The 26,352-nt window shown below is 62.2% G+C and carries 22 protein-coding genes, 1 tRNA gene and 1 pseudogene; 4 read left to right on the forward strand and 20 right to left on the reverse strand.

The window, feature by feature from the left end; translation table 11 throughout:
* Positions 1 to 87 precede the first annotated feature (87 nt).
* From rpsJ to rpsL, 5 genes are all read right to left on the reverse strand, one after another.
* Positions 88 to 396: a 30S ribosomal protein S10 gene (gene rpsJ, locus NKI19_RS25645; protein ID WP_006205468.1), complete on the reverse strand. Its 309-nt coding sequence runs from the start codon at positions 394 to 396 to the stop codon at positions 88 to 90.
* A 63-nt stretch (positions 397 to 459) separates the two neighbouring features.
* Complete coding sequence (gene tuf, locus NKI19_RS25650) at positions 460 to 1,635, reverse strand: elongation factor Tu (protein ID WP_352951247.1); 1,176 nt, start codon at positions 1,633 to 1,635, stop codon at positions 460 to 462.
* A gap of 67 nt (positions 1,636 to 1,702) precedes the next feature.
* A complete protein-coding gene (fusA, locus tag NKI19_RS25655) occupies positions 1,703 to 3,793 on the reverse strand; it encodes an elongation factor G (RefSeq protein ID WP_352493444.1) in 2,091 nt (696 codons plus the stop codon).
* Between the two features lie 30 nt (positions 3,794 to 3,823).
* Positions 3,824 to 4,294 (reverse strand): 30S ribosomal protein S7, encoded by a 471-nt coding sequence (gene rpsG, locus NKI19_RS25660; protein ID WP_008875664.1) that lies wholly within the window; start codon positions 4,292 to 4,294, stop codon positions 3,824 to 3,826.
* A gap of 85 nt (positions 4,295 to 4,379) precedes the next feature.
* A complete protein-coding gene (rpsL, locus tag NKI19_RS25665; RefSeq protein WP_006333356.1) occupies positions 4,380 to 4,751 on the reverse strand; it encodes a 30S ribosomal protein S12 in 372 nt (123 codons plus the stop codon).
* A 462-nt stretch (positions 4,752 to 5,213) separates the two neighbouring features.
* Between rpsL and NKI19_RS25670 the strand changes: the two genes are divergently transcribed.
* Positions 5,214 to 5,495 (forward strand): transcriptional regulator, encoded by a 282-nt coding sequence (locus NKI19_RS25670; protein ID WP_254817147.1) that lies wholly within the window; start codon positions 5,214 to 5,216, stop codon positions 5,493 to 5,495.
* A gap of 124 nt (positions 5,496 to 5,619) precedes the next feature.
* On the forward strand, positions 5,620 to 6,549 hold the full coding sequence (locus NKI19_RS25675) for a Gfo/Idh/MocA family protein (RefSeq protein WP_352493443.1): 930 nt from the start codon (positions 5,620 to 5,622) through the stop codon (positions 6,547 to 6,549).
* A 36-nt stretch (positions 6,550 to 6,585) separates the two neighbouring features.
* On the opposite strand, the gene NKI19_RS25680 is transcribed toward NKI19_RS25675, so the two are convergent.
* The 15 genes and pseudogenes from NKI19_RS25680 to tuf (NKI19_RS25750) all read right to left on the reverse strand — a co-directional run bounded on the left by NKI19_RS25680 (position 6,586) and on the right by tuf (NKI19_RS25750) (position 24,684).
* On the reverse strand, positions 6,586 to 6,957 hold the full coding sequence (locus tag NKI19_RS25680) for a hypothetical protein (protein ID WP_352493442.1): 372 nt from the start codon (positions 6,955 to 6,957) through the stop codon (positions 6,586 to 6,588).
* A gap of 38 nt (positions 6,958 to 6,995) precedes the next feature.
* Complete coding sequence (locus tag NKI19_RS25685) at positions 6,996 to 7,661, reverse strand: O-methyltransferase (protein ID WP_352567605.1); 666 nt, start codon at positions 7,659 to 7,661, stop codon at positions 6,996 to 6,998.
* Positions 7,662 to 7,747: 86 nt separating this feature from the next.
* Positions 7,748 to 11,944: a DNA-directed RNA polymerase subunit beta' gene (rpoC, locus tag NKI19_RS25690; RefSeq protein WP_352951248.1), complete on the reverse strand. Its 4,197-nt coding sequence runs from the start codon at positions 11,942 to 11,944 to the stop codon at positions 7,748 to 7,750.
* Between the two features lie 139 nt (positions 11,945 to 12,083).
* Positions 12,084 to 16,220: a DNA-directed RNA polymerase subunit beta gene (rpoB, locus tag NKI19_RS25695; protein WP_292662592.1), complete on the reverse strand. Its 4,137-nt coding sequence runs from the start codon at positions 16,218 to 16,220 to the stop codon at positions 12,084 to 12,086.
* Positions 16,221 to 16,509: 289 nt separating this feature from the next.
* Positions 16,510 to 16,881, reverse strand: a pseudogene (rplL, locus tag NKI19_RS25700) (50S ribosomal protein L7/L12); the annotation flags it as partial.
* A gap of 54 nt (positions 16,882 to 16,935) precedes the next feature.
* Complete coding sequence (gene rplJ, locus NKI19_RS25705) at positions 16,936 to 17,454, reverse strand: 50S ribosomal protein L10 (RefSeq protein WP_008875657.1); 519 nt, start codon at positions 17,452 to 17,454, stop codon at positions 16,936 to 16,938.
* 392 nt (positions 17,455 to 17,846) lie between these two features.
* Positions 17,847 to 18,545: a 50S ribosomal protein L1 gene (gene rplA / locus NKI19_RS25710; RefSeq protein ID WP_023680441.1), complete on the reverse strand. Its 699-nt coding sequence runs from the start codon at positions 18,543 to 18,545 to the stop codon at positions 17,847 to 17,849.
* 4 nt (positions 18,546 to 18,549) lie between these two features.
* On the reverse strand, positions 18,550 to 18,978 hold the full coding sequence (gene rplK, locus NKI19_RS25715) for a 50S ribosomal protein L11 (protein ID WP_023680440.1): 429 nt from the start codon (positions 18,976 to 18,978) through the stop codon (positions 18,550 to 18,552).
* Between the two features lie 160 nt (positions 18,979 to 19,138).
* A complete protein-coding gene (gene nusG, locus NKI19_RS25720) occupies positions 19,139 to 19,666 on the reverse strand; it encodes a transcription termination/antitermination protein NusG (RefSeq protein ID WP_006333333.1) in 528 nt (175 codons plus the stop codon).
* A 27-nt stretch (positions 19,667 to 19,693) separates the two neighbouring features.
* Positions 19,694 to 19,897, reverse strand: a complete 204-nt coding sequence (secE, locus tag NKI19_RS25725) for a preprotein translocase subunit SecE (protein ID WP_023680439.1) — start codon at positions 19,895 to 19,897, stop codon at positions 19,694 to 19,696.
* Between the two features lie 364 nt (positions 19,898 to 20,261).
* Positions 20,262 to 20,337 (reverse strand) — tRNA-Trp (locus NKI19_RS25730).
* A gap of 77 nt (positions 20,338 to 20,414) precedes the next feature.
* The gene (locus NKI19_RS25735) at positions 20,415 to 20,930 is read right to left on the reverse strand and encodes a hypothetical protein (protein WP_352493438.1); all 516 of its coding nucleotides are present in this window, start codon (positions 20,928 to 20,930) and stop codon (positions 20,415 to 20,417) included.
* Between the two features lie 127 nt (positions 20,931 to 21,057).
* Positions 21,058 to 21,540, reverse strand: a complete 483-nt coding sequence (locus NKI19_RS25740) for a group II truncated hemoglobin (RefSeq protein ID WP_352493437.1) — start codon at positions 21,538 to 21,540, stop codon at positions 21,058 to 21,060.
* A gap of 118 nt (positions 21,541 to 21,658) precedes the next feature.
* On the reverse strand, positions 21,659 to 23,350 hold the full coding sequence (locus tag NKI19_RS25745; protein WP_352567668.1) for a COG3904 family protein: 1,692 nt from the start codon (positions 23,348 to 23,350) through the stop codon (positions 21,659 to 21,661).
* 158 nt (positions 23,351 to 23,508) lie between these two features.
* A complete protein-coding gene (gene tuf, locus NKI19_RS25750; RefSeq protein WP_352951247.1) occupies positions 23,509 to 24,684 on the reverse strand; it encodes an elongation factor Tu in 1,176 nt (391 codons plus the stop codon).
* A gap of 271 nt (positions 24,685 to 24,955) precedes the next feature.
* On the opposite strand from tuf (NKI19_RS25750), the gene NKI19_RS25755 reads away from it, so the two are divergent.
* Positions 24,956 to 25,843, forward strand: a complete 888-nt coding sequence (locus NKI19_RS25755) for a DMT family transporter (protein WP_352492494.1) — start codon at positions 24,956 to 24,958, stop codon at positions 25,841 to 25,843.
* A 33-nt stretch (positions 25,844 to 25,876) separates the two neighbouring features.
* The gene (locus NKI19_RS25760) at positions 25,877 to 26,326 is read left to right on the forward strand and encodes a GFA family protein (RefSeq protein ID WP_352492495.1); all 450 of its coding nucleotides are present in this window, start codon (positions 25,877 to 25,879) and stop codon (positions 26,324 to 26,326) included.
* The last annotated feature ends 26 nt before the right edge of the window (positions 26,327 to 26,352 follow it).

The following is a 26,352-nucleotide window of genomic DNA, read 5'->3' on the forward strand; positions in this document are numbered from 1 at the left end:
TCCTTTAGAGTTCCCTGTCGGGGCTGTCGCCCCTCCACGCCTCTTGTTCCTTCAGAGTTCCGGGTCGCCCCGCTGACCTCTGGTTCCTTAGAGCTTGATCTCGACGTCGACACCGGCGGCTAGGTCGAGCTTCATCAAAGCATCGACCGTCTGCGGGGTCGGGTCGACGATGTCGAGCAGACGCTTGTGCGTGCGCATCTCGAACTGCTCGCGGCTCTTCTTGTCGACGTGAGGCGACCGGTTGACCGTGAACTTTTCGATCCGCGTCGGCAGCGGAATGGGGCCGCGGACGTTGGCGCCGGTGCGCTTGGCGGTCGACACGATTTCCCGTGTCGAGGCGTCGAGCACCCGGTGATCAAACGCCTTCAGGCGGATGCGGATATTCTGTCCGTTCATGCGTCACTTCCTTGTTCTGGCGCGGCGCGGGCAGCGCCCGCGACAGATCGGTTTAAGTCCAAATTACTCTTTGATGGTGACGACGATGCCGGCACCGACGGTGCGGCCGCCTTCACGGATGGCGAAGCGCAGCTTCTCTTCCATGGCGATCGGCACGATCAGCTCGACATCGACGGTGATGTTGTCGCCCGGCATCACCATCTCGGTGCCTTCCGGCAGCGACACGATGCCGGTCACGTCCGTCGTGCGGAAATAGAACTGCGGACGGTAGTTGGTGAAGAACGGCGTGTGACGGCCGCCCTCGTCCTTGGTCAGGATGTAGGCTTCGGCAACGAACTTCTTGTGCGGCTTGACGGTGCCGGGCTTGGCCAGGACCTGGCCGCGTTCGACGCCTTCACGGTCGACACCGCGCAGCAGCGCGCCGATGTTGTCGCCGGCCTGGCCCTGGTCGAGCAGCTTGCGGAACATCTCGACGCCCGTGCAGGTCGTCTTGGTGGTCGGACGGATGCCGACGATCTCCAGCTCCTCGCCGACCTTGACGACGCCGCGCTCGACGCGGCCGGTCACCACCGTGCCGCGGCCCGAGATCGAGAACACGTCCTCGATCGGCATCAGGAACGGCTTGTCGAGCGGACGAACCGGCGTCGGGATGTAGGCATCGACCGCAGCCATCAGTTCGCGGATGGCGTCCTCGCCGATCTTCTTGTCGGAATCTTCAAGCGCGGCAAGCGCCGAACCCTTGACGATCGGAATGTCGTCGCCGGGGAACTCGTTCTTGGTCAAAAGCTCACGCACCTCGAGCTCGACCAGCTCGAGCAGCTCGGCGTCGTCGACCTGGTCGACCTTGTTCAAGAACACCACGATCGAGGGCACGCCGACCTGGCGGGCCAAAAGGATGTGCTCGCGGGTCTGCGGCATCGGGCCGTCGGCGGCCGACACCACCAGGATCGCGCCGTCCATCTGCGCGGCACCGGTGATCATGTTCTTCACATAGTCGGCGTGGCCGGGGCAGTCGACATGGGCATAGTGGCGGGCAGCCGTCTCGTATTCGACATGCGCCGTCGAAATGGTGATGCCGCGCGCCTTCTCTTCGGGCGCCGCATCGATCTGGTCGTAGCGCTTGTATTCGCCAAAATACTTGGTGATCGCCGCCGTCAGCGACGTCTTGCCATGGTCGACGTGACCAATCGTGCCAATGTTCACATGAGGCTTAGTGCGCTCGAATTTACCTTTTGCCATGTGATCTCTCCATTCCTGCCAGCCCGTGCGGGCCTTGAATTAAGTTACTGGTGCAACTCGTTTCGAGTTACGCGTATTTCTTCTGGACTTCCTGGGCGACCGCGGTCGGGACCGGTTCGTAATGGTCGAACTGCATCGTGTAGGCCGCGCGGCCCTGGCTCATCGAGCGAAGGTTGTCCACGTATTTGAACATGTTGGCGAGCGGCACCATCGCGTTGATCACCACCGCGACGCCACGTGCTTCCTGGCCCTGGATCTGGCCGCGACGGCCGTTCAGGTCGCCGATAACGCTGCCGACGTAATCTTCCGGCGTCACCACTTCGACCTTCATGATCGGCTCGAGCAACTGCACGCCAAGCTTGGGCGCTGCTTCACGGAAGCAGGCGCGGCCGGCGATTTCGAAGGCCAGAACCGACGAGTCCACGTCGTGGTAGGCGCCATCGATCAGCGTTGCCTTGACGCCGATCATCGGGAAGCCGGCGAACGGGCCTGAGGTCATGACGCTGTTGATGCCCTTTTCGACACCGGGGATGTATTCCTTCGGCACGGCGCCGCCGACGATCTTTGTTTCGAACTGGAATTCGCTGCTTTCCGGATTCGGCTCGAACAGGATCTTGACGCGGGCGAACTGGCCGGTACCGCCGGTCTGCTTCTTGTGCGTGTAGTCCTGCTCGTGCTTGCGGGTGATCGTCTCGCGATAGGCCACCTGCGGCGCGCCGACATTGGCCTCGACCTTGAACTCGCGGCGCATGCGGTCGACGATGATGTCGAGGTGAAGCTCGCCCATGCCGGAAATGATCGTCTGGCCGCTTTCCTCGTCGGTCTTGACGCGGAAGGACGGATCCTCGGCGGCCAGGCGGTGAAGGGCGAGGCCCATCTTTTCCTGGTCGTTCTTGGTCTTCGGCTCGATGGCGATCTGGATGACCGGATCGGGGAATTCCATGCGCTCGAGGATGACCGGATGCAGCGGATCACTGAGCGTGTCGCCGGTGGTGGTGTCCTTGAGACCAGCGAGGGCGACGATGTCGCCTGCAAACGCCTCTTCGACGTCGGCGCGCGAATTCGCATGCATCTGCAGCATGCGGCCGATGCGCTCTTTCTTGCCCTTCACGGTGTTGTCGACCGAGATGCCCTTGGTGAGCCTGCCCGAATAGATGCGGGCAAAGGTGAGCGAACCGACGAACGGGTCGTTCATGATCTTGAAGGCAAGCATCGACAGCGGCTCGTTGTCGTCGGCATGACGCTCGATCTCGGCGTCGGTCTTGGCGTCGACGCCCTTGATGGCTGGGACATCGGCCGGCGACGGCAGATATTCGACGACGGCGTCGAGCAGCGGCTGCACGCCCTTGTTCTTGAAGGCCGAACCGCAGAACATCGGATAGAACTTCACCGCGATCGTGCCCTTGCGGATGAGCGCACGGATCTCGTCGTTGCTCGGCATCTTGCCTTCGAGGTAATTCTCGAGCGCCGTCTCGTCCATTTCGACGGCGGCCTCGATCATTTTCTCGCGGTATTCTTCGGCACGAGCCTTGAGGTCGGCAGGGATCTCGACGATGTCCCAGGCAGCGCCCAGCGTCTCGTCGCGCCAGACCAGCGCGTTCATCTCGACGAGGTCGACGACACCCTTGAACTCGGTCTCGGCGCCGATCGGCAGCTGCATGACGACGGCATGCGCACCGAGGCGCGAACCGATCATCTCGACCGAGCGGTAGAAGTCGGCGCCGATCTTGTCCATCTTGTTGCAGAAGATCATCCGCGGCACGCGATACTTGTCGGCCTGGCGCCAGACGGTCTCCGTCTGCGGCTCGACACCTGCATTGGCATCGAGCAGCGCGATGGCGCCGTCGAGCACGCGCAGCGAACGCTCGACCTCGATGGTGAAGTCGACGTGGCCGGGGGTGTCGATGATGTTGAAGCGATACATCTTGCCGTCGCGACCCTTCCAGAAGGTCGTGGTAGCGGCCGACGTGATGGTGATGCCGCGCTCCTGCTCCTGCTCCATCCAGTCCATGGTGGCAGCGCCGTCGTGGACTTCGCCGATCTTGTGCGACTTGCCCGTGTAATAGAGGACGCGCTCGGTGGTCGTCGTCTTGCCGGCGTCGATGTGCGCCATGATACCGAAATTGCGGTAGTCTTCGATTTTATATTCGCGGGCCATGGGAGGTGCCTCTTCAGTCTCGTTCGCGCTTTACCAGCGGTAGTGCGCGAAAGCGCGGTTGGCTTCTGCCATCTTGTGGGTGTCTTCACGCTTCTTGACGGCGGTGCCGCGGTTGTTGGCCGCGTCCATCAGCTCGCCAGAGAGGCGGTCGACCATAGTGGTCTCGTTGCGGTTGCGGGCGGCGGCGATCAGCCAACGGATGGCCAATGCCTGGCGGCGCTCGGGGCGCACGTCGACCGGAACCTGGTATGTAGCGCCGCCGACGCGACGCGAACGCACTTCCACATGTGGCGCGACATTGTCGAGCGCCTGATGGAAGACGGTGACCGGCTCCTGCTTGGTCTTGGACTGGACCTGGTCGAGCGCGCCGTAGACGATGGTCTCGGCAACCGACTTCTTGCCGTCATACATGACGGCATTCATGAACTTGGTGACGATCAGATCGCCGAACTTCGGGTCCGGATTGATCTCACGCTTTTCTGCACTGTGACGACGGGACATTTTTTCTCTGCCTCAATTCTACGCGGTGGCCTGGATCCCGGATCGTCGCTTGACGCCGTCCGGAACGACCTTGGCTACGCTTCGGTCACTTCGGACGCTTGGCGCCGTATTTCGAACGGCGCTGCTTGCGGTTCTTCACGCCTTGCGTGTCGAGCACGCCGCGGATGATGTGGTAACGGACGCCCGGAAGATCCTTGACGCGGCCGCCGCGGATCATCACCACCGAGTGCTCCTGAAGGTTATGGCCTTCGCCGGGGATGTAACCGATCACTTCAAAACCATTGGTCAGGCGGATCTTGGCCACCTTGCGCAGCGCCGAGTTCGGCTTCTTCGGCGTCGTGGTGTAGACGCGCGTGCAGACGCCCCGCTTCTGCGGGTTCTGCTGCATGGCCGGGACCTTGTTGCGCTTCACCGGCGCAATGCGCGGCTTGCGGATCAGCTGGTTGACGGTAGGCATTAAACCCTCTTGTCTCTCAATTCCGTGTCTCGCCCGGTCAGGGCCGCTCAAAGCGTCATTTCCATACGCAAATTCGGGCCACAAACCGCGCCTCGCGGTCTTGCCCGAACAAATGGCAGAGGAAGCGGAATCCGCTTCATGCACGCCGGAAATGTCTTCTCGCTCGTAAAACGAACCCTGTTTGAGGCAAACTCCAAAGCGTGTCGCTTCGGAAGCGAGAGCCTCACATCGGTTCTGACTGGGCGGCTTCTACTCGTATGGCCACTGTCCGTCAACCCCGGAGCGGCAAATATTGCGCTGAACCCGAGGCTTGGCAGCCATGCGAAAAGCGCATGTAATTTTCTTGCGCCGTTTTTCAAGAGGAAGGCAGAAAGTGAGCGGCTTGCGGCTGTTTCCGGGCCGTGCTTCGTGCGAAAAGGCGGCATGAACAGCCCAAAACCCCTCGCCCGGAGGTACGAACCCTTGAATGACAATGAGGAGCGCCCGGTCACCATTATTACCGGCCGGGTGTGGAAGCGCAAAGGCGGCAAGCCGGAGGGCGTGCATGTGATGCTGGTCGCGCCGGACGACGATTCGGCGGTGCGCCGCGCTCTCGAATCACTTGCCGCGGAAGGTTACGCCGAGGCCGAGCTCGATCAGATCGGCGACCTGGACGGCGTGCCCGACGAGGAGCCGCATCTGTCCGCCTATCAGGGCGCGCTCGAAGGCGAAGTATCGATCGTGACGTTCGATGTGCCTATTTGAAGAGATCTGAATCGCGGTCGATCTCGCGGGCCGGCGACACAAGCCCGGCGACTTGCCCGGCACAAGTTCTCTGCTAAGAAGCGACCTCTGGCAAAACCAAGCACACTCAACCTGCGGAGTTCCCATGTCCTCTAATCCCATCAAGCTCGGCATCGTCGGCGTGGGAAAGATCGTCCGCGACCAGCACCTGCCGGCGCTGGCGAAGGACCAGGATTATCGCCTGGTCGCCGCAGCCAGCCGCCACGGCAAAGTCGAGGACATCCCGAATTTCCCGACGATCGAGGCGATGCTCGACGCGGTGCCGGAGCTCGAGGCGGTGTCGCTGTGCATGCCGCCGCAGTTTCGCTATGACTCAGCGCGCACGGCGCTGGCGGCGAAAAAGCATGTCTTCCTGGAAAAGCCGCCCGGCGCCACGGTCAGCGAGGTCGAAGACCTGAAGGCGCTGGCGGCAGCGAACGGCGTTTGCCTGTTCGCCAGCTGGCATTCACGCTATGCGCCGGCTGTCGAAGCTGCACGTGCATTCCTCGGCTCGACTACGATCAGGTCGGCTGCCATCAACTGGAAGGAGGACGTGCGCCGCTGGCATCCGAACCAGGAGTGGATCTGGGCTCCCGGCGGTTTTGGTGTCTTCGATCCCGGTATCAACGCGCTGTCGATCGCCACCCACATCCTGCCGCCGATGTTCATCAGCTCGGCAGAGCTCGATTTCCCCGAAAACCGCGCTGCCCCGATCGCCGCCCATATCGCCTTCCGCACTTCGAACGGTCTGCCGGTGACGATGGAACTCGACTGGCGCCAGACCGGCCCGCAAAGCTGGGACATTCTGGCCGATACCGAGGCCGGATCGATGGTACTTTCCGGCGGCGGCTCGAAGCTCGCCATCGATGGTCGCGTCGTTCACGAGGAGCCGGAAGCCGAGTACCCGATGCTCTACAAGCGATTCGCCGAGATCGTGCGCGCGGGAACCTCCGACGTCGATCTCGCGCCCCTGCAGCACGTCGCCGACGCCTTCATGCTCGGCAGGCGCAATGTGGTCGAAGCGTTTTTCGATTGATACTGACGCCGGTAGAGCGACCTTGAATGTTCCGGATCACCTTGGCTTGCGGTCCGGGAATTCTCCCGGACGAGGCGCAGAAGTAACGGGAGCCGTCCGGTGTCCTTGTTCAAGTTCGCTCATGACATCTTGAACCACCACCTCGAGATCGGCCTGCCCCCAACCAAGCTCGGTGATTTCTCCATATCGAATGAAATTTGAACGGTCGAACCCGCCTTCAATGTCATTGTAGGAAATCACGCTCCGGCCGATCAAACCTACGACCCAGATGCGATGATCACTCCCGGCAGGCGAGTGATGCAGCCATTCTTCCGGTTCGATCTTGATCAGCTCCCAAAGTCTTCGCTGCCCAAAGCTCATGCGATCTCGGCCAGCGTTGATCAATTCCCAGATGGTTGCCTCGTTCAATTGACGATTCCTTCAAAAGCCAGCCGCCGGTGGCAGCTTCAGTCGACGATCGCTATGGCAAAGCCGTCATAGCCCTTGGCGCCAACAGTCTGGATGGCGGTGCCTTGCAGACGCTTGTCGCTGCCGATGAACGAGAACGCCGCGCGTGCCCCTTCGACATTGGCGTCGCGACCATCTTCATTCACCACCGCGCCGTCACGGATGACATTGTCGCAGACGATGACGGTCCCCGGCCTCGAAAGACGCATGGCCCACGACAGATAGTGCGGGTTGTTCGGCTTGTCGGCGTCGATGAAGATGAAGTCGAACGGCCCGGCACTCTCGGCGCCTAACGCCGCAAGCGATTGAAGCGCCGGTCCGACCCGCAGTTCCACCCGATCCGACACCCCTGCCCGATCAAAGTTCGACCGCGCGACACTGGCGTGGTGCGGATCAAGCTCGAGCGTCACGACCTTGCCGTCCATCGGCAATGCTCGCGCCATCCAGATTGTCGAATAGCCGCCCAACGTGCCGATTTCGAGTACCTTCTTTGCTCCCAGCATTCGCGCAAGAAGTGACAGCAGCTTGCCCTGTGCCGGCGAAACGTCGATCGGCGGCAGGCCCTGATCACGGTTGGCCGCCAGAACGGCATCAAGGGCGGCATCCGCCTCGAAAAGAGCCTCGACAATATAGTCGTCGACAGAAGCCCAGATCTTCCTGCTCATCGTTTTCTTCTCCGATCCGATTGGGGAACCAAAAATGCGAAAAGGGGCCACTTGGGCCCCTTTCTATCTTCATCTTTCTTGCGCGCTTACTGTGCGGCGGAAGCCATGTCGGTCAGCATCGGCTCGGCGACCTCGACGCCGGACGCCTTGCGGCGCTCGTCGATGATCAGCTCGTCGCGCGAGGTGGCGATGCGCCGGATCTGGCTCATCGTGCCACCGGTACCGGCCGGGATCAGCCGGCCGACGATGACGTTTTCCTTCAGCCCCTGCAGCATGTCGGTCTTGCCGGCAACCGCAGCTTCGGTCAGCACCCTCGTCGTCTCCTGGAAGGAGGCGGCCGAGATGAAGGACGGCGTCTGCAGCGAGGCCTTGGTGATGCCGAGCAGCACCGGCTGGCCTTCGGCCGGCTTCTTGCCTTCCTCGACCAGGCGCTCGTTGACCTCTTCCAGCTCGATCACGTCGACGTGGTCGCCCGGAATGTAGGTCGAATCGCCCTGCGTGGTGATCTCGACCTTCTGCAGCATCTGGCGAACGATCACCTCGATGTGCTTGTCGTTGATCGACACGCCCTGCAGGCGGTAGACCTCCTGGATTTCGTTGACGAGGTAGGAGGCAAGCGCCTCCACGCCCTTGATCGCCAGGATGTCGTGCGGCGCCGGATTGCCGTCGAGGATGTAGTCGCCCTTCTCGATGACGTCGCCGTCCTGGAGATGGAACGGCTTGCCCTTCGGGATCAGGTATTCGACCGGCTCAAGCGTCGAGTCATGCGGCTCGATGATGATACGGCGCTTGTTCTTGTAGTCGCGGCCGAAGCGGATCGTGCCATCGATCTCGGCGATGATGGCGTGATCCTTCGGACGGCGTGCCTCGAACAGTTCGGCCACACGCGGCAGACCACCGGTGATGTCCTTGGTCTTGGCGCTTTCCATCGGAATACGCGCCAGCACGTCGCCGGGGCGAACCTGTGCGCCCGGCTCGACCGAAAGAATGGCCTCGACCGAGAGCAGGAAGCGGGCGTCGCCGCCCTTCGACAGCTTGCCGACCTTGCCCTTGGCGTCCTGGATGGCAATCGCCGGCTTGAGGTCGTTGCCGCGTGGCGTCGAGCGCCAGTCGATGACCTCACGCTTGGTGATGCCGGTCGATTCGTCGGCCGTTTCCTGAACGGAAATGCCGTCGACCAGATCCTCGTACGACACCCTGCCCTCGATTTCGGTGAGGACCGGGCGGGTATAGGGATCCCACTCGGCGATACGCTGGCCGCGCTTAACCTTGTCGCCATCGTCGACGAAGATGCGCGAACCGTAGGTGACGCGGTGCGTGGCGCGTTCCTTGCCGGCTTCGTCGAGGATCAGCACCGCCATGTTGCGGCCCATGACCATCAGCTGGCCGTCGGAGTTGCGCACCACGTTGCGGTTGCGGATCTCGACCTTGCCCTCATAGGAGGCTTCAAGGAAGGAGGAATCCACCACCTGCGCCGTGCCGCCCATGTGGAAGGTACGCATGGTGAGCTGGGTGCCCGGCTCGCCGATCGACTGCGCCGCGATGACGCCGACAGCCTCGCCCTGGTTGACGGGAGTGCCGCGGGCCAGATCGCGTCCGTAGCAGACCGCGCAAACGCCGACCCTGACCTCGCAGGTCAGCGCCGAACGGATGCGGACCGACTGCACGCCGGCCTTTTCGATCAGTTCCACGTCCCGCTCGTCCATCAGCGTTCCGGCCTTGACCAGAACCTCGCCGGTGACCGGGTGGGTGATGTCGTCGAGCGAGGTACGGCCGAGAACGCGCTGGCCAACCGACGCGACGACCTGACCGGCATCGACGATCGGCTGCATGGTGAGGCCCTTGTCGGTGCCGCAGTCGAGCGAGTTGACGATGCAGTCCTGCGCCACGTCGACGAGACGACGCGTCAGGTAACCCGAGTTCGCCGTCTTCAAGGCGGTGTCGGCCAGACCCTTGCGAGCGCCGTGGGTCGAGTTGAAGTACTCGAGCACGGTGAGGCCTTCCTTGAAGTTCGAGATGATCGGCGTCTCGATGATTTCACCGCTGGGCTTGGCCATCAGGCCGCGCATGCCGGCGAGCTGGCGCATCTGGGTGGGCGAGCCGCGCGCACCGGAGTGCGACATCATGTAGATCGAGTTCATCGGCTTCTGACGGCCGTTGTCCTCGAACTCGACCGCCTTGATGCGGGCCATCATTTCGTCGGCGACCTTTTCCGAGCACTTGGCCCAAGCGTCGACGACCTTGTTGTACTTCTCGCCCTGGGTGATCAGGCCGTCATTGTACTGCTGCTCGTACTCCTTGGCCAAAGCCTCGGTGTCGGACACCAGCTTGATCTTGGCGTCCGGAATCAGCATGTCGTCCTTGCCGAACGAAATGCCGGCACGGCAGGCGTGGCTGAAGCCGAGAGCCATGATGCGATCGCAGAAAATGACCGTCTCCTTCTGACCGCAATGGCGGTAGACGGTGTCGATCATCTTGGAGATGTTCTTCTTGGTCATCTCCTGGTTGGCGGTCTCGTACGGCACGTTGTGGTTCTTCGGCAGCAGCTCGCCGATGATCATGCGGCCAGGCGTGGTGTCGTAGATCTTCGACACGACCTTGCCGTCGGCGTCGACCGTGCGGAAGCGCCCCTTGATCTTGGCATGCAGCGTCACCGCCTTGGTCTCGAGCGCGTGCTGGAGCTCGCCCATGTCGGCAAACACCATGCCCTCGCCCGGCTCGTTCTGGTTGACGATCGAGAGATAGTAGAGACCGAGAACCATGTCCTGCGACGGCACGATGATCGGCGCACCGGAAGCCGGGTGCAGGATGTTGTTGGTCGACATCATCAGCACGCGGGCTTCGAGCTGCGCTTCCAGCGACAGCGGCACGTGGACCGCCATCTGGTCGCCGTCGAAGTCGGCGTTGAAGGCCGTGCAGACCAGCGGGTGAAGCTGGATCGCCTTGCCTTCGATCAGGATCGGCTCGAACGCCTGGATGCCGAGGCGGTGCAGCGTCGGCGCGCGGTTCAAAAGCACCGGATGCTCGCGGATGACCTCGTCGAGGATATCCCAGACCTCCGGACGCTCCTTCTCGACCAGCTTCTTCGCCTGCTTGACGGTCGAGGAGTAACCCTTGGCGTCGAGACGGGCGTAGATGAAGGGCTTGAACAGCTCGAGCGCCATCTTCTTCGGCAGGCCGCACTGGTGCAGCTTGAGCTCCGGGCCGGTGACGATGACCGAGCGGCCGGAATAGTCGACGCGCTTGCCGAGCAGGTTTTGGCGGAACCGGCCCTGCTTGCCCTTCAGCATATCCGACAGCGACTTCAGCGGACGCTTGTTGGCGCCGGTGATGACGCGGCCGCGACGGCCGTTATCGAACAGCGCATCGACGGCTTCCTGCAGCATGCGCTTTTCATTGCGCACGATGATGCCGGGCGCGCGCAGCTCGATCAGCCGCTTCAAGCGGTTGTTGCGGTTGATAACGCGGCGATAAAGGTCGTTCAGATCGGATGTGGCGAAACGGCCGCCGTCCAGCGGGACAAGCGGACGCAGGTCCGGCGGAATCACCGGAACCACCTTCATGATCATCCATTCCGGACGGTTACCGGATTCCATGAAGTTCTCGACGACCTTGAGCCGCTTCAGGTACTTCTTCTGCTTGAGCTCGGAGGTGGTCGAAGCCAGCTCCGAACGCAGATCGCCGGCGATCTTCTCCAGGTCCATGCCGGCCAGAAGGTCGTGGATCGCCTCGGCGCCGATCATGGCCGTGAACGAATCCTCGCCATACTCGTCGACGGCCATCATGTACTCTTCCTCGCTGAGCAGCTGGTGCTCCTTCAGCGCGGTGAGGCCGGGTTCGGTGACGATGTAGTTCTCGAAGTAGAGGACGCGCTCAATGTCCTTCAACGTCATGTCGAGCAGCGTGCCGATGCGCGACGGCAGCGACTTCAGGAACCAAATGTGGGCGACCGGTGCCGCCAGCTCGATATGGCCCATGCGCTCGCGGCGGACGCGCGACAGCGTGACTTCGACGCCGCACTTCTCGCAGATGACGCCCTTGTACTTCATGCGCTTGTACTTGCCGCACAGGCACTCATAGTCCTTGATCGGACCAAAAATGCGCGCGCAGAACAGGCCGTCACGCTCCGGCTTGAAAGTGCGGTAGTTGATGGTCTCCGGCTTCTTGATCTCGCCGAACGACCAGGACAGAATCTTCTCAGGGCTGGCAAGCGAGATCCGGATGGAATCGAACACCTGCGCGGGCGCCTGGGGATTGAAGAGATTCATGACCTCTTGGTTCATGCCGTTCTCCTTTTCGGGGTCCTCGAAAACCCCTTGCATCTAGCGCGGGCCAAACGCCCGCCGACTTGATCGGCCATCGGCCGAAGAATTTGGGTGCGCCCCGGTCGCGAGAGCCCTCTCCCGCGACCGAGCGTCTTGCTTATTCGGCTGCGTCGGGCAGCCGGATCGGGTTGTCGTCGAGCTTGGTGTTCTCAAGCTCGACATTGAGGCCGAGAGACCGCATTTCCTTGACGAGAACGTTGAAGCTCTCGGGGATACCGGCCTCAAAGGTGTCGTCGCCTCTGACGATCGCCTCGTAGACCTTGGTGCGGCCGGCGACGTCGTCCGACTTCACCGTCAGCATCTCCTGCAGCGTGTAGGCGGCGCCGTACGCTTCGAGCGCCCAGACCTCCATCTCGCCGAAGCGCTGGCCACCGAACTGCGCCTTGCCGCCCAGCGGCTGCTGGGTAACGAGCGAGTACGGCCCGATCGAACGCGCGTGGATCTTGTCGTCCACAAGGTGGTGAAGCTTGAGCATATATATGTAGCCCATCGTCACCTTGCGATCGAACGGTTCGCCAGTGCGTCCGTCATAGAGCTGCGACTGACCGCTGGTATGCAGGCCCGCCTGCTCCAGCATGATGTTGATGTCGGCCTCGTGCGCGCCGTCGAACACCGGTGTCGCGATGGAGACGCCGCGGCGCATCTGCTCGCTGAGGCGAACGATGCTCTCGTCGTCATATTCGCGGACCGGCTCGTTGCGGTCGTTGGCCGGCATGAAGCTCTCGAGCGTCTTGCGCAGCGGCTTGATATCGCCCGCCGTCTTGTACGCGTCGATCAGATCGCCGATCTTCCTGCCCATTCCGGCGCAGGCCCAGCCCAGATGCGTCTCCAGGATCTGGCCGACATTCATGCGCGACGGCACACCCAGCGGGTTGAGCACGATATCGGCATGCGTGCCGTCCTCGAGGAAAGGCATGTCCTCGACCGGAACGATCCGCGACACGACACCCTTGTTGCCGTGCCGGCCGGCCATCTTGTCGCCGGGCTGCATCTTGCGCTTCACGGCCACGAAGACCTTGACCATCTTCATGACGCCCGGAGGCATCTCGTCGCCGCGCTGCACCTTCTCGACCTTGTCCATGAAGCGCTGCTCGAGCGCCTTCTTGGAATCGTCGTACTGGCCACGCAGGGCTTCCAGTTCGCTCTGGAGCTTTTCGTTCTCCACGGCAAACTGCCACCACTGCGAACGCGGATACTCGTCGAGCGTGTCCTTCGACAGCTTCGAGCCCTTCTTGAAGCCCTTCGGCCCGGCAATCGCCTCCTTGCCGACGAGAACGTCGGAAAGGCGCGAATAGACGTTACGGTCAAGGATCGCCTGCTCGTCGTCGCGGTCCTTGGCGAGGCGTTCGATCTCCTCGCGCTCGATCGCCATGGCGCGCTCGTCCTTCTCGACGCCGTGGCGGTTGAAGACACGCACTTCGACGACGGTGCCGAAGGTTCCCGGAGGCATGCGCATCGACGTGTCACGCACGTCCGAGGCCTTTTCACCGAAGATGGCGCGCAGCAGCTTTTCTTCCGGCGTCATCGGGCTTTCGCCCTTCGGCGTGATCTTGCCGACCAGAATGTCGCCCGGCTGCACTTCCGCACCGATGTAGACGATGCCGGCCTCATCGAGGTTCTTCAGTGCTTCTTCCGAGACGTTCGGGATGTCGCGCGTGATCTCCTCCGGCCCGAGCTTGGTGTCGCGGGCCATGACTTCGAACTCCTCGATGTGGATCGAGGTGAAGACGTCGTCGGCGACGATGCGCTCGGACAAGAGGATGGAATCCTCGTAGTTGTAGCCGTTCCACGGCATGAACGCGACCAGCACGTTGCGGCCGAGGGCCAGATCACCGAGCTCGGTCGACGGGCCGTCGGCAATGATGTCGCCCTTGTTGACCCGGTCGCCCATGCGCACCAGCGGACGCTGGTTGATGCAGGTGTTCTGGTTCGAACGCTGGAACTTCATCAGCCGGTAGATGTCGACGCCGGACTTGCCGGGATCGAGGTCTTCCGTTGCGCGGATGACGATACGCGTCGCGTCCACCTGGTCGACGATGCCGCCGCGGCGGGCGCCGATTGCGGCGCCCGAGTCACGGGCGACGATCGGCTCCATGCCGGTGCCGACGAACGGCGCTTCGGCGCGCACCAGCGGCACGGCCTGACGCTGCATGTTCGAGCCCATCAGCGCACGGTTGGCGTCGTCGTTCTCGAGGAACGGGATCAGGGCCGCGGCCACCGACACCATCTGCTTCGGCGACACGTCCATCAGATCGACGTTTTCGCGCGGCGCCATCATCACTTCGCCGGCATTGCGGCAAATGACGAATTCGTCGACGAAATGACCATTCTTGTCGAGCTCGGCATTGGCCTGCGCGACGTGGTGCTTGGCCTCTTCCATAGCGGAGAGATAGACGACCTCATTGGTCAGCTTGCCGTTGACGATCTTGCGGTACGGGCTCTCGATGAAGCCGTATTTGTTGACGCGTGCGAAGGTCGCAAGCGAGTTGATCAGGCCAATATTCGGGCCTTCCGGCGTCTCGATCGGGCAGATGCGGCCGTAATGCGTCGGGTGCACGTCGCGCACTTCAAAACCGGCACGCTCGCGGGTCAGACCGCCCGGTCCAAGCGCCGAAAGACGGCGCTTGTGGGTGATCTCCGACAGCGGATTGGTCTGATCCATGAACTGCGACAGCTGCGAGGAACCGAAGAACTCGCGCACGGCGGCAGCCGCCGGCTTGGCGTTGATCAGGTCCTGCGGCATCACCGTATCGATTTCGATCGAGGACATGCGTTCCTTGATCGCGCGCTCCATGCGCAGCAGGCCGACGCGGTACTGGTTCTCCATCAGCTCGCCGACCGAGCGCACGCGGCGATTGCCGAGATTGTCGATGTCGTCGATCTCGCCCTTGCCGTCGCGCAGTTCGACCAGCGTCTTGACCACGGCCAGGATGTCGTCCTTGCGCAGCACGCGCACGGTATCCTCGGCCTTGAGCTCGAGGCGCATGTTCATCTTGACGCGGCCGACGGCCGACAGATCATAGCGCTCGCTGTCGAAGAACAGCGAGTTGAACATGGCTTCGGCGGTTTCGAGCGTCGGCGGCTCGCCGGGGCGCATCACGCGGTAGATGTCGAACAGCGCGTCCTGGCGGCTCTCGTTCTTGTCGACGTTGAGCGTGTTGCGGATATAGGCGCCGACATTGACGTGGTCGATGTCGAGGACCTTGATCTCGTCCTCGCCGGTGCCGAGCAGCACTTTCAGCGTCTTTTCGTCGATCTCGTCGCCGGCTTCGAGGAAGATCTCGCCGGTCGCGTAGTTGACGATATCCTCGGCAAGATAGTTGCCGAGCAGATCCTCGTCGGTCGCCTTGATCGCCTTGAGACCCTTCTCGCCAAGCGCCCTGGCCTGGCGGGCAGTGATCTTCTTGCCGGCCTCGACGACGACTTCGCCGGTGTCGGCGTCGACCAGGTCACCAACGGCCTTGAGGCCGCGGAAACGCTCGACGTTGAACGGGATGCGCCAATGGTCGCCGGCACGCTTATAGATGATCTTGTTGTAGAAGGTCGACAGGATCTCTTCGCCGTCCATGCCGAGCGCCATCAGCAGCGACGTCACCGGAATCTTGCGGCGGCGATCGATGCGGGCATGCACGACGTCCTTGCTGTCGAACTCGATGTCGAGCCACGAGCCGCGATAGGGAATGACCCGCGCCGCAAACAGAAGCTTGCCGGACGAGTGCGACTTGCCCTTGTCATGGTCGAAGAAAACGCCCGGCGAACGGTGCATCTGCGAGACGATGACGCGCTCGGTGCCGTTGACGATGAAGGTGCCGTTCAAGGTCATGAGCGGCATGTCGCCCATGTAGACGTCCTGCTCCTTGATGTCCTTGATCGACTTGGCGCCGGTATCCTCGTCGATATCGAACACGATGAGGCGCAGCGTCACCTTGAGCGGCGCCGCGTAGGTCAGGTCGCGCTGACGGCATTCGTCAACGTCGAATTTCGGTCCCTCGAACTCATACTTCACGAATTCCAGCATCGAGGAGCCGGAAAAATCGGAAATCGGGAAGACCGACTTGAAAACTGCCTGCAGCCCCTCGTCAGGACGCCCGCCCTTGGGCTCCTCCACCATCAGGAACTGGTCATAGGATGCCTTCTGAACCTCGATCAGGTTCGGCATCTCCGCAACTTCCGGGATCTTTCCGAAAAACTTGCGTACGCGTCTGCGGCCATTGAAAGTCTGGGTCTGGGCCATCGTCGCTCCTTAGCTCAATTCTCGGGACGAGCCTCGCCGCGGCTCGCCTTGCATCTCGGGCCACCTTGGCGGCCCTGTCTTGTTGCCCGCTGCCTGTCGGCGGCTTCTTGTCTTTTCACCCGCCGCCAATCGGCGGTGGGCCAGAAACGGGAGAAAACCCGTTTCCTGAAGGCCGGTTTGCGGCCCTCAGGAAAGAGGTTTTCGCACTCTTCGCGTTACGCAGCCTCCCTTCGACGCGAAAGGAGTGGCGGACCGCGCGACGCCGTACGCCCGGAATAAACCCGTAATTCACTTCAACCTTGGCGCCGGCTGCTTCCAGCTGGGCCTTGAACTTGTCCGCGTCGGCCTTGGAAACGGCTTCCTTGACCGGCTTCGGAGCCGCCTCGACCAGGTCCTTGGCTTCCTTGAGGCCAAGACCGGTGATGGCGCGAACTTCCTTGATGACGTTGATCTTCTGAGCGCCTGCCTCGGTGAGGACGACGTCGAATTCCGTCTTTTCCTCGACCGGAGCAGCAGCGGCCGCAGCGCCGCCGGCAGCGGCAACCGCCACCGGAGCAGCGGCGGAAACGCCCCACTTTTCTTCAAGAAGCTTCGACAACTCGGCCGCCTCGAGGACGGTCAGCTTCGAAAGGTCGTCTACGATCTTTGCCAGATCAGCCATTGCAATGTTCCTTCATAAGGTTCGAACGTGTGTTTGTGATAGCGAGGAACGGCCTCATGCCGCCTCGTCCTTCCGGGCGTAAGCGCCGATGACGCGCGCGACCGAAGCCGCAGGCGCATTGACGATCTGGGCGATCCGGGTTGCCGGCGTGGCGATCATGCCAACCAGCCTGGCGCGCAGCTCATCGAGCGACGGAAGTGTGGCGAGTGCCTTCACACCGTCGGCATTGAGCGAGGTGGTGCCCATTGCGCCGCCGAGAATGACGAGCTTGTCATTTCCCTTGGCGAAATCGGACGCGACCTTCGGCGCCGCAATCGGATCCTCCGAATAGGCGATCAGCGTCTGTCCCTTGAACAGCTCGATGATCGATGCGGAGTCCGTGCCCTGAAGAGCGATTTTGGCGAGACGGTTCTTCGCGACTTTGACGGTGCCACCGGCGGCGCGCATTTTCGACCGAAGGTCGTTCATTTGCGCGACGGTGATACCGGCGTAGTGGGCCACGACGACTGAACCCGCGCTTGAAAACGCATCATTCAGGCCCGTGACGAGTTCGCGTTTTTCCGCTCTGTCCACTGCCTATCTCCAGTTGACCCCTGCCCTCTACGAAGGACAGGCGTCGGGTTGCCTTTTGCCGGCCGGGCCATCCAGTAACGGATCTCCCGAACGACGCTCGAGGATCCTGCCCCCTTTCGCCACACCTGCCGGCAAGCCGGACGGTGCGCAGACAAAAGGCAAACACGGTTCGAACCTTTCATTGGAGCTTGTGGCTCCTTTGTCCGGTCTTCACCCGTCTCATGCAGGCCCACATGAATTAAGGCCCACATCACCTAAGGCTTGGGGGCCGCCTGCAATCTCGGACAGGATGTCCGGAAGCCTTTCGACTTCCGATACCGGGCCGCCGACAGGTCGGAGGCCCGGAATTCTTTCACGGATCAGCGTTTTAGCGGCCGATCCAATTGTTCGTATCAGGACGCAGCGAGCGTCGAGACGTCGAGCTTGAGGCCCGGGCCCATCGTCGAGGTGACCGACACCTTCTTGACGTAGTTGCCCTTGGCACCAGCCGGCTTTGCCCTGGTCACCGCATCAGCGAAGGCGCGGACGTTTTCTTCCAGCGCCTTGACGTCGAACGAGACCTTGCCGACACCGGCATGAACGATGCCGGCCTTCTCGACGCGGAACTCGACGGCGCCGCCCTTCGATGCCTTGACGGCGGCGGTAACGTCGGTGGTGACGGTGCCGACCTTCGGGTTCGGCATCATGCCGCGCGGGCCGAGCACCTTGCCGAGACGTCCGACCAGCGGCATCATGTCCGGCGTGGCGATGCAGCGGTCGAAGTCGATCGTGCCCTTCTGGACGATGTCGACCAGATCCTCGGCTCCGACGATGTCGGCGCCGGCAGCCTTGGCTTCCTCGGCCTTGTCGCCACGCGCGAAGACCGCGACGCGAACGCTGCGGCCGGTGCCGTTCGGCAGGTTGACCACGCCGCGGACCATCTGGTCGGCATGGCGCGGGTCGACGCCGAGGTTCATCGCGACTTCGATCGTCTCGTCGAACTTCACCGAGGAGCGATCCTTGAGCAGCTTCAGCGCCTCACCCAAAGCGTAAGCCTTGTTGGGATCGATGCCTTCGCGGGTCTTCGATACACGCTTTGCAATCTTTGCCATGATCTCAGCCCACCACTTCCAGACCCATCGAGCGGGCGGAGCCCTCGACCATGCGCATGGCCGCCTCGACGTCGTTTGCGTTCAGATCCTTCATCTTCTGCTCGGCGATGGCGCGCACCTTGTCACGGCCGATCGTGCCGGCCTTGACCTTGCCCGGCTCCTTCGAGCCCGACTTCAGGTTCGCGGCCTTCTTCAGGAAATAGCTCACGGGCGGCGTCTTCATGACGAAGGTGAACGACTTGTCCTGATAGTAGGTGATGACGACCGGAACCGGCGAGCCTTTTTCCATTTCCTGGGTCTGCGCGTTGAACGCTTTGCAGAACTCCATGATGTTGATGCCACGCTGACCAAGCGCAGGGCCGATCGGGGGCGACGGCGTGGCCGATCCCGCGGAAACCTGGAGCTTGAGCTGGCCTGCAATTTTCTTAGCCATCTCTCTTCCTGCCTTTTCTCATGCCGGTCTTGCCGGCGGTTGCAGTCTGGTGGTGCGGTCCGCGCGGCCGGCTAAAGCCGCATTCGCCTCCCACCCGTTTTTGGCCGCGCGATCTCTGCGCCGCTCTCCCTGCCGCCGAAACCGGTGCAGGGACTTCGGATCAGCCCTTCTCGACCTGTCCGAATTCCAGATCGACCGGCACAGCGCGCCCGAAGATCGAAACTTCCACCTTGAGCCGCGCCCGCTCCTCGTCCACTTCCTGGACGAAACCGTTGAAGGACGCGAATGGTCCATCCGAAACGCGGATCGCTTCGCCGATCTCGAACGTCACCGACGGCTTCGGCCGCTCGACGCCCTCCTGAACCTGGTTCAGGATACGCTGGGCCTCGGCTTCGGTGATCGGCACCGGCTTGGAGTCGCCCAGGAAACCGGTGACCTTCGGCGTGTTCTTGACGAGCGAGAACACGGCATCGGTCAGATTGGCCTTCAGCAGCACATAGCCCGGAAAGAACTTGCGCTCGGCATCGACCTTGCGGCCGCGGCGGATCTCGACGACCTTCTCGGTCGGCACCACGATCTGCTCGATGTCGGCGGACAGGCCCTTCTGCTTGGCCTTGTTCTCAATGTCCTCGGCGACCTTCTTTTCAAAGTTCGAGTAGGCGTGGACGATGTACCACCGCGCGGTCATTTCAAGACTTCTCCGTAATCGCCGGACTTACTGTCCGAGGCCGAGGATTTTTTCGACCGCAAAGCCCATGGCCACGTCTGCGGTAAAGAAAAAGATCATCGCGATGACCGCGAACACAAGTACCATCACCGTCGAGATCATCGTTTCGCGCCGCGACGGCCAAGTGACCTTGGCGGTCTCCGCGCGAACCTGCTGGAGAAAGGTGAAGGGATTTGTGGTTTTCGAAGCCATATGCCGCTCTGTCTGCAAGACCCGTTGGCCGGGTCTCCTGGATGATCCCGCTGGCCGGGACGTGCCGCTTGAGCGTGCGTTCGCGCCGAATCAGCGCAATCATTTCGCCCATGCAAATCAGACGCGTAAAGCCGGTTTCCCAGCTCCACGCGTCGCGTGTCTGTCTCGTCTACATAAAACCGATTCTTGATCCACGCAAGTGGCAAGTGTCCGCTTTATGGCCAAACGCCGCCTCGGAACCATCCAGTCGTCCCGTCCCGGCTATGCGGCCCTTATGCCGCAACTAATGCAATATGGCAAGTCACAAGCCGATTTTCAAAGGCCGCACCGCAAAAGAATCGTTTTTAGGTATCCATTCAAAGAATGGCACGGGCAGCAGGGCTCGAACCTACGACCTGCGGTTTTGGAGACCGCCGCTCTACCAACTGAGCTATGCCCGTATGCGCATTTCGGCGCAGCAGGCGCTTCCTAAAAGCTTCCGCGCGCTCTGTAAAGAGCGACGTGCGCTGCCCGGCCTTCATCTTCGAAAGTCCAGGCGTCCTCCCGGCCATTTCCCGTCGATCCGTCGATTGCTGACGATCAAGCCGACCCAGGGACGCAGGATTCGTGGGTCGGTCAGATTGATATATTTTCCCACCAGCCCTTTAGCACCCTCGCGCCGCGCATCGATGAGCCCCTTGCGCACGCCATCATGCCAATCGAACAGCAGGTAAACTCTCTCTCCCGCTGTCTTCACCTCGCCCCGGCCAGACTTCCATCTATCCTTGCTGTCGCCCGGAATTGTGGGGTCGGCACCGCCGTTCCATCGGCTGGACCAGCTGCCTTCGATGGTGTCGTTGCGGTCGCGGTCGCTTTCGGTGACCCAGGCCTCGGCGTTTTCATCGCTTGCAGTTCCCTCCAGTTTCACGCCGGCGGCGAACGCCGACACCTCCTCGTCGTCGGGAGTGGGGACGTCCATGACGCCAAACGGATTTCGGGATCCGCGGTCGCTGTCAAAGACGCTGTCTGAATTTTTCTTGCCTTCCGATCTCATCGCAAAGCCTCCGGTTTCAATGTGGCCCCGCCATCGACGGCGACTTTAAACCGTTAGCCTGGAGGACCGAGACCTCCTTAGCCACCCGTTTTCCTGGCGGCAGGGTTTTCGACCGATGCGTGCCCGGTCAGTCTCCCGAAGGCGGCTTGTACGGCCCGCCGGGCACGCCCCAGCCCCAGGCCGGTATCGGTTCGGTCTCGGGATCGCAGGTCTCGCCAAGGTTGGAGTTCATCTTGGCCAGCCGCGATCCCCATTCGACATAGGCCATGAAAGCAGAGCGGAACTCTGGGTCGTCAGGCAACCCGATCTCGTCGGCGGCGTCGGCGAGAAGATTGATCCAGCGCCGGCGCTGCTCCTCGGTCAGATGCTTGCCGAGATGATGCATCACCATCTCGCGATGGCCGCCATGCTTTTGGCTGTAGGTTTTCGGTCCGCCAAAGACTTCGCCGATGAAGGCTGCGACGTGAGCGGGATGGTCCGGCGACATATGCTTGAACACCGGCCCGACGATGGGGTCCCGGGAGACGTTGTCGTAGAAGGTCTGGGTCAGGCGGTTCAGCGCTTCGGACCCGCCGGCCCATTCGAACAATGTCGGGACATCCTGGCTCATTTGCGATCCCCTCCCGTGCTGGTCTTCGCTGGACGATAGCGGAAAGATCGAGCACCACTCAACCTGCCTCGATGGCCAGTCGGCCCGGCTATCATGCCTGTCTTACGATTTGACCGGCCTATGATTTCACCGGCGTGGTGGCCTGAGCCTTGGCGCCCGAGAGCTCGCGGCAGTTCTCCGGCCTTGGCTCCGATCTGCAGATGCCAGGCCCAGTCAATTCGTCCGCGGACCCAGGCCCGGTCGTCAGCCCGACTTTCAGCATCATCTCTGGTTCAAGCTGCCGGTAGCGCGAGTATTGCGCCGATTGCATCGCCGAAAACATGCCGGGTCCAACAGTCATGTCCTCGAGATAGGCCTTGACCCGCTGCTCGAAGCCCATCGAATGCACGCTCAGCTGTGCACGCGGGCCGACCAGGCGTTTGACACCGCCGGCGAGCATGATCGGGCAGGCCGAGCCGCACTCGCCGCCGGCATCGACCGTCAGTCCGTTGTAGACGCCATCTTCGGCCGTGCAGTCGGCCTGCCGCGGCTCGCAGCCGATGAAATCCGTCCGCGCCACGGCGACGTCGAGTTTACGTTCGCGGATCAGCCTTCCGGCCGCCAAAGCACCGAGCACGTCGCCACCCGGCGAACTGACTACGATGGGCAGGCGCCGGTCGCCGACGCTATCAAGCAGTTGGCGCAATTTTTCGGCCGTGTCAGCGGTAATCGTGCCTTCGGCCGAGATCCATTCCGGGCAATTGGGATTGCATAGCGGGTTGCTGCCGCGGACCAGGACGAAGCGCATGTCAGCGACCTCCTTCGCCGGCGGGGTTTCGAGCCCCAGAGGTGCAGGCTCGGCGTTCGCCACCACTTGCCCGGCCGGCTTCGCGATATTCGCCGGCGCCGGCACTTCCCTGCAACTCGCCGGCAACGGATCGGATTTGCACAGGGTTGGCGCGGTCAGCAGGTCGACGGCATCCAGACTGGTGACGAGATTCATTTGCAGCATGTCGTAGGGAGCCAGTTGCTGGATGCTGCTGGCCGGCGTGCTTTTCATGGTCTCGAGCACGCCCAGGCCGACGCCCATCTCCTTCAGATACGCCGCCAGCTTCCGCTCCAGCGGCTTGTTCATTTCGTAGGTCTTGTAGCTGCCCGCGTTCTTCCGGCTGACGACCCTGGTGCTGAGTATCTTCTTCTTGCCTTTCACCATGCGGTAGGTGGTGCGGTACAGCAGTTTCGTCCGGATATAGGTCGTGGTGATCTGATGGACGCCGAGAAAGGCCCACTCCCCGACCACGCGCCGGATGCCACCGGAAAACATCAACGGGCAGGCGGAATTGCAGATGGCGCCGTTGCCATAGGCATCGCCGAAATAACGGGCGCTCTTGCCGTCGTTTTCCTTGCAGTTCTTCATATCTGGCAGGCAGCCGGCGAAGCGGGTTTTGCCGACGGCGATATCGAGCTTGTTCTTGCGGATCAGGCGGCCAAGTGTCAGCGCCGCTTCGACATTGCCGCCGGGGGAATCGACGACGATCGGCAGCTTTCGGGCGCCAAGCGCCTTAAGCGTGCGCTTGAAAAGGGCCGGCGTGCCGGCTTCAATCGAGCCTTCCGCCGATATCCATTCCGGACAGGTCGGCTCGCAGCCCGGCGCGCTGCTGCGGACGACGACGAACCGCATCGTCGGGCCGAAATCCGGCGTGGATTTTTCCGGCGTGGATTTCTTTGCATCCGCTGCGAATGCAGCGTGGCCCATGGCAAGCAACGACGCCAGGCAGATCAGCCCTAGCGACCACCATGCCTGACTATGCAAACGGCGCCATGGAACCATTCGGGCAGCCCCCTCGATGCAACCTATACTAGTTATGGCAGAGGCGCTTGCAACAGGATTTGAAGCAATGCGGTTAATCCATTGCCAGAATATCAGAATCAAAAGGGCGGCCCGAAGACCGCCCTTTTGCATCCGATCTCAACCGGCAGCGCCGGCGATTACTCTTTGATGGTGACGACGATGCCGGCACCGACGGTGCGGCCGCCTTCACGGATGGCGAAGCGCAGCTTCTCTTCCATGGCGATCGGCACGATCAGCTCGACATCGACGGTGATGTTGTCGCCCGGCATCACCATCTCGGTGCCTTCCGGCAGCGACACGATGCCGGTCACGTCCGTCGTGCGGAAATAGAACTGCGGACGGTAGTTGGTGAAGAACGGCGTGTGGCGGCCGCCCTCGTCCTTGGTCAGGATGTAGGCTTCGGCAACGAACTTCTTGTGCGGCTTGACGGTGCCGGGCTTGGCCAGGACCTGGCCGCGTTCGACGCCTTCACGGTCGACACCGCGCAACAGCGCGCCGATGTTGTCGCCGGCCTGGCCCTGGTCGAGCAGCTTGCGGAACATCTCGACGCCCGTGCAGGTCGTCTTGGTGGTCGGACGGATGCCGACGATCTCCAGCTCCTCGCCGACCTTGACGACGCCGCGCTCGACGCGGCCGGTCACCACCGTGCCGCGGCCCGAGATCGAGAACACGTCCTCGATCGGCATCAGGAACGGCTTGTCGAGCGGACGAACCGGCGTCGGGATGTAGGCATCGACCGCAGCCATCAGTTCGCGGATGGCGTCCTCGCCGATCTTCTTGTCGCTATCTTCAAGCGCGGCAAGCGCCGAACCCTTGACGATCGGAATGTCGTCGCCGGGGAACTCGTTCTTGGTCAAAAGCTCACGCACCTCGAGCTCGACCAGCTCGAGCAGCTCGGCGTCGTCGACCTGGTCGACCTTGTTCAAGAACACCACGATCGAGGGCACGCCGACCTGGCGGGCGAGCAGGATGTGCTCGCGGGTCTGCGGCATCGGGCCGTCGGCGGCCGACACCACCAGGATCGCGCCGTCCATCTGCGCGGCACCGGTGATCATGTTCTTCACATAGTCGGCGTGGCCGGGGCAGTCGACATGGGCATAGTGGCGGGCAGCCGTCTCGTATTCGACATGCGCCGTCGAAATGGTGATGCCGCGCGCCTTTTCTTCCGGCGCCGCATCGATCTGGTCGTAGCGCTTGTATTCGCCAAAATACTTGGTGATCGCCGCCGTCAGCGACGTCTTGCCATGGTCGACGTGACCAATCGTGCCAATGTTCACATGAGGCTTAGTGCGCTCGAATTTACCTTTTGCCATAGTCTCTTTCCTTGGACGGCCTGGGGACGGCCTGGACCTTCAGTTCAGTCGAATGCGGGGCGATTAGCGACTAAGGCCGAAAAACACAAGTGCCTTGTCGCCGAGCGCGCCCGCCCGCCCGAACGCGTGATCCGGTTTCGGAGAATGTGGCGCGGATATAGGAACGAACAAGGGCAAATGGAATGGTTACGGCGGCGGCTCACGGCTTTGCCGGATTTACAGCCGGATCTGGCCCATTGCCGCCCTGGCGCCGGTCTGATTTCGTGGACCGATGCATTTCATCCCGACTGCCATACGAGGCCCGCTGTTCATGGTCGTTTCGACCGGGTCCTACATTGTCAACGACACGATGATGAAGCTCGCAACCGCGGGACTGCCGCCCTATGAGGTGCTGTTCCTGCGCGGCGCTGCGGCAACATTGTGGGGCATTCCGCTGCTGTTCATGCTGGGCTATGGCAAGCAGATCCCGCTGATCCTCGACACCAAGGTTTTGCGCAGGAACATGCTCGAACTGGGTGCGATCCTTTGCTACGTGGTGGCGCTCGCCAACATGCAGATCGCCGATTCGACCGCGCTCGGGCAGATCACGCCCTTGCTGATGCTGGTCGGCTCCTCGATGCTGTTTGGCGAACGGATCGGCGGGGTACGCCTGGCGCTGATTGGGCTCGGCTTTGTCGGCGCGGTGATGGTGGCACAACCGACAATGCAAGGGATTTCGGTCTACGCCCTGCTGGCGCTAGGCAACGCAGCCCTGTCTGCGGCGCGCGATCTGGCCGGACGCAAGGTCGCCGCCGACGTGCCGGGAATGGTCGTGGCTATTTCCGCGGTGATTGTGGTGCTCGCGGGCGCCGGCGTTGCGCATCTGGTTTCCGAGCAGTGGGTGGTGCCTGGGACCCGTCACCTGCTGCTGATGGGCGGCGCCGGACTGTTCCTGATCTTCGGCCACTTCTTCATCTTCATGGCCTATCGCGTCGGGCCGACCAGCGTGGTGGCGCCGTTCTACTATTGCTTTACCGTCTGGGCGGTGATTTCAGGCCTGGTGGTTTTCCGGCAGCTCCCGAATGCGCTGGCCATCTGCGGCATCCTGCTGGTAGTGGCCAGCGGGTTGACCATCGTCTCGCTCGACGAGCGCAAGCGCCGGTTGACCGTCGTCGCTTGAAACTGAAATCGGCCTGCACAATGGGAGGAGCGCGTGGCAAGCCCGGATGACAACCAGAATTCACGCAACCGCAGGCTTATTGGAAAGTGCCTGTGCGGCGCCGTTCAGTACGCGGTGGCGGACGCGTTCGTCTATGCCGCGAACTGCCACTGCTCGAACTGCCGGCGCACCACCGGCTCGGCCTTCAAGCCATTCGCCGGCATCGAGCGCGACAGGCTGAGCCTGGCGAGCGGCGAGGACAATCTCATGATCTTCGGCGACGAAACCGGCCATAACGCGCACTGCAAGACCTGCGGCTCGTTGCTTTATTCGGTGGTCCGCGACGGTGCCTTCGTGCATGTCGCCATGGGAACCCTCATCGACGAGCCGACCATCCGCCCGACGCAGCACATCTTCGTCGGCTCCAAGGCGAAGTGGTTCACGATCACCGACGATCTGCCGCAATACAGAGAACACGCGGTCGCCGAAGATGCCGGCGAGTAGCGGTCGGCATTCGGGTGAATGCCGAC

The sequence above is a fragment of the Mesorhizobium sp. M0751 genome (assembly GCF_040320265.1).
Taxonomy (GTDB): Bacteria; Pseudomonadota; Alphaproteobacteria; order Rhizobiales; family Rhizobiaceae; genus Mesorhizobium.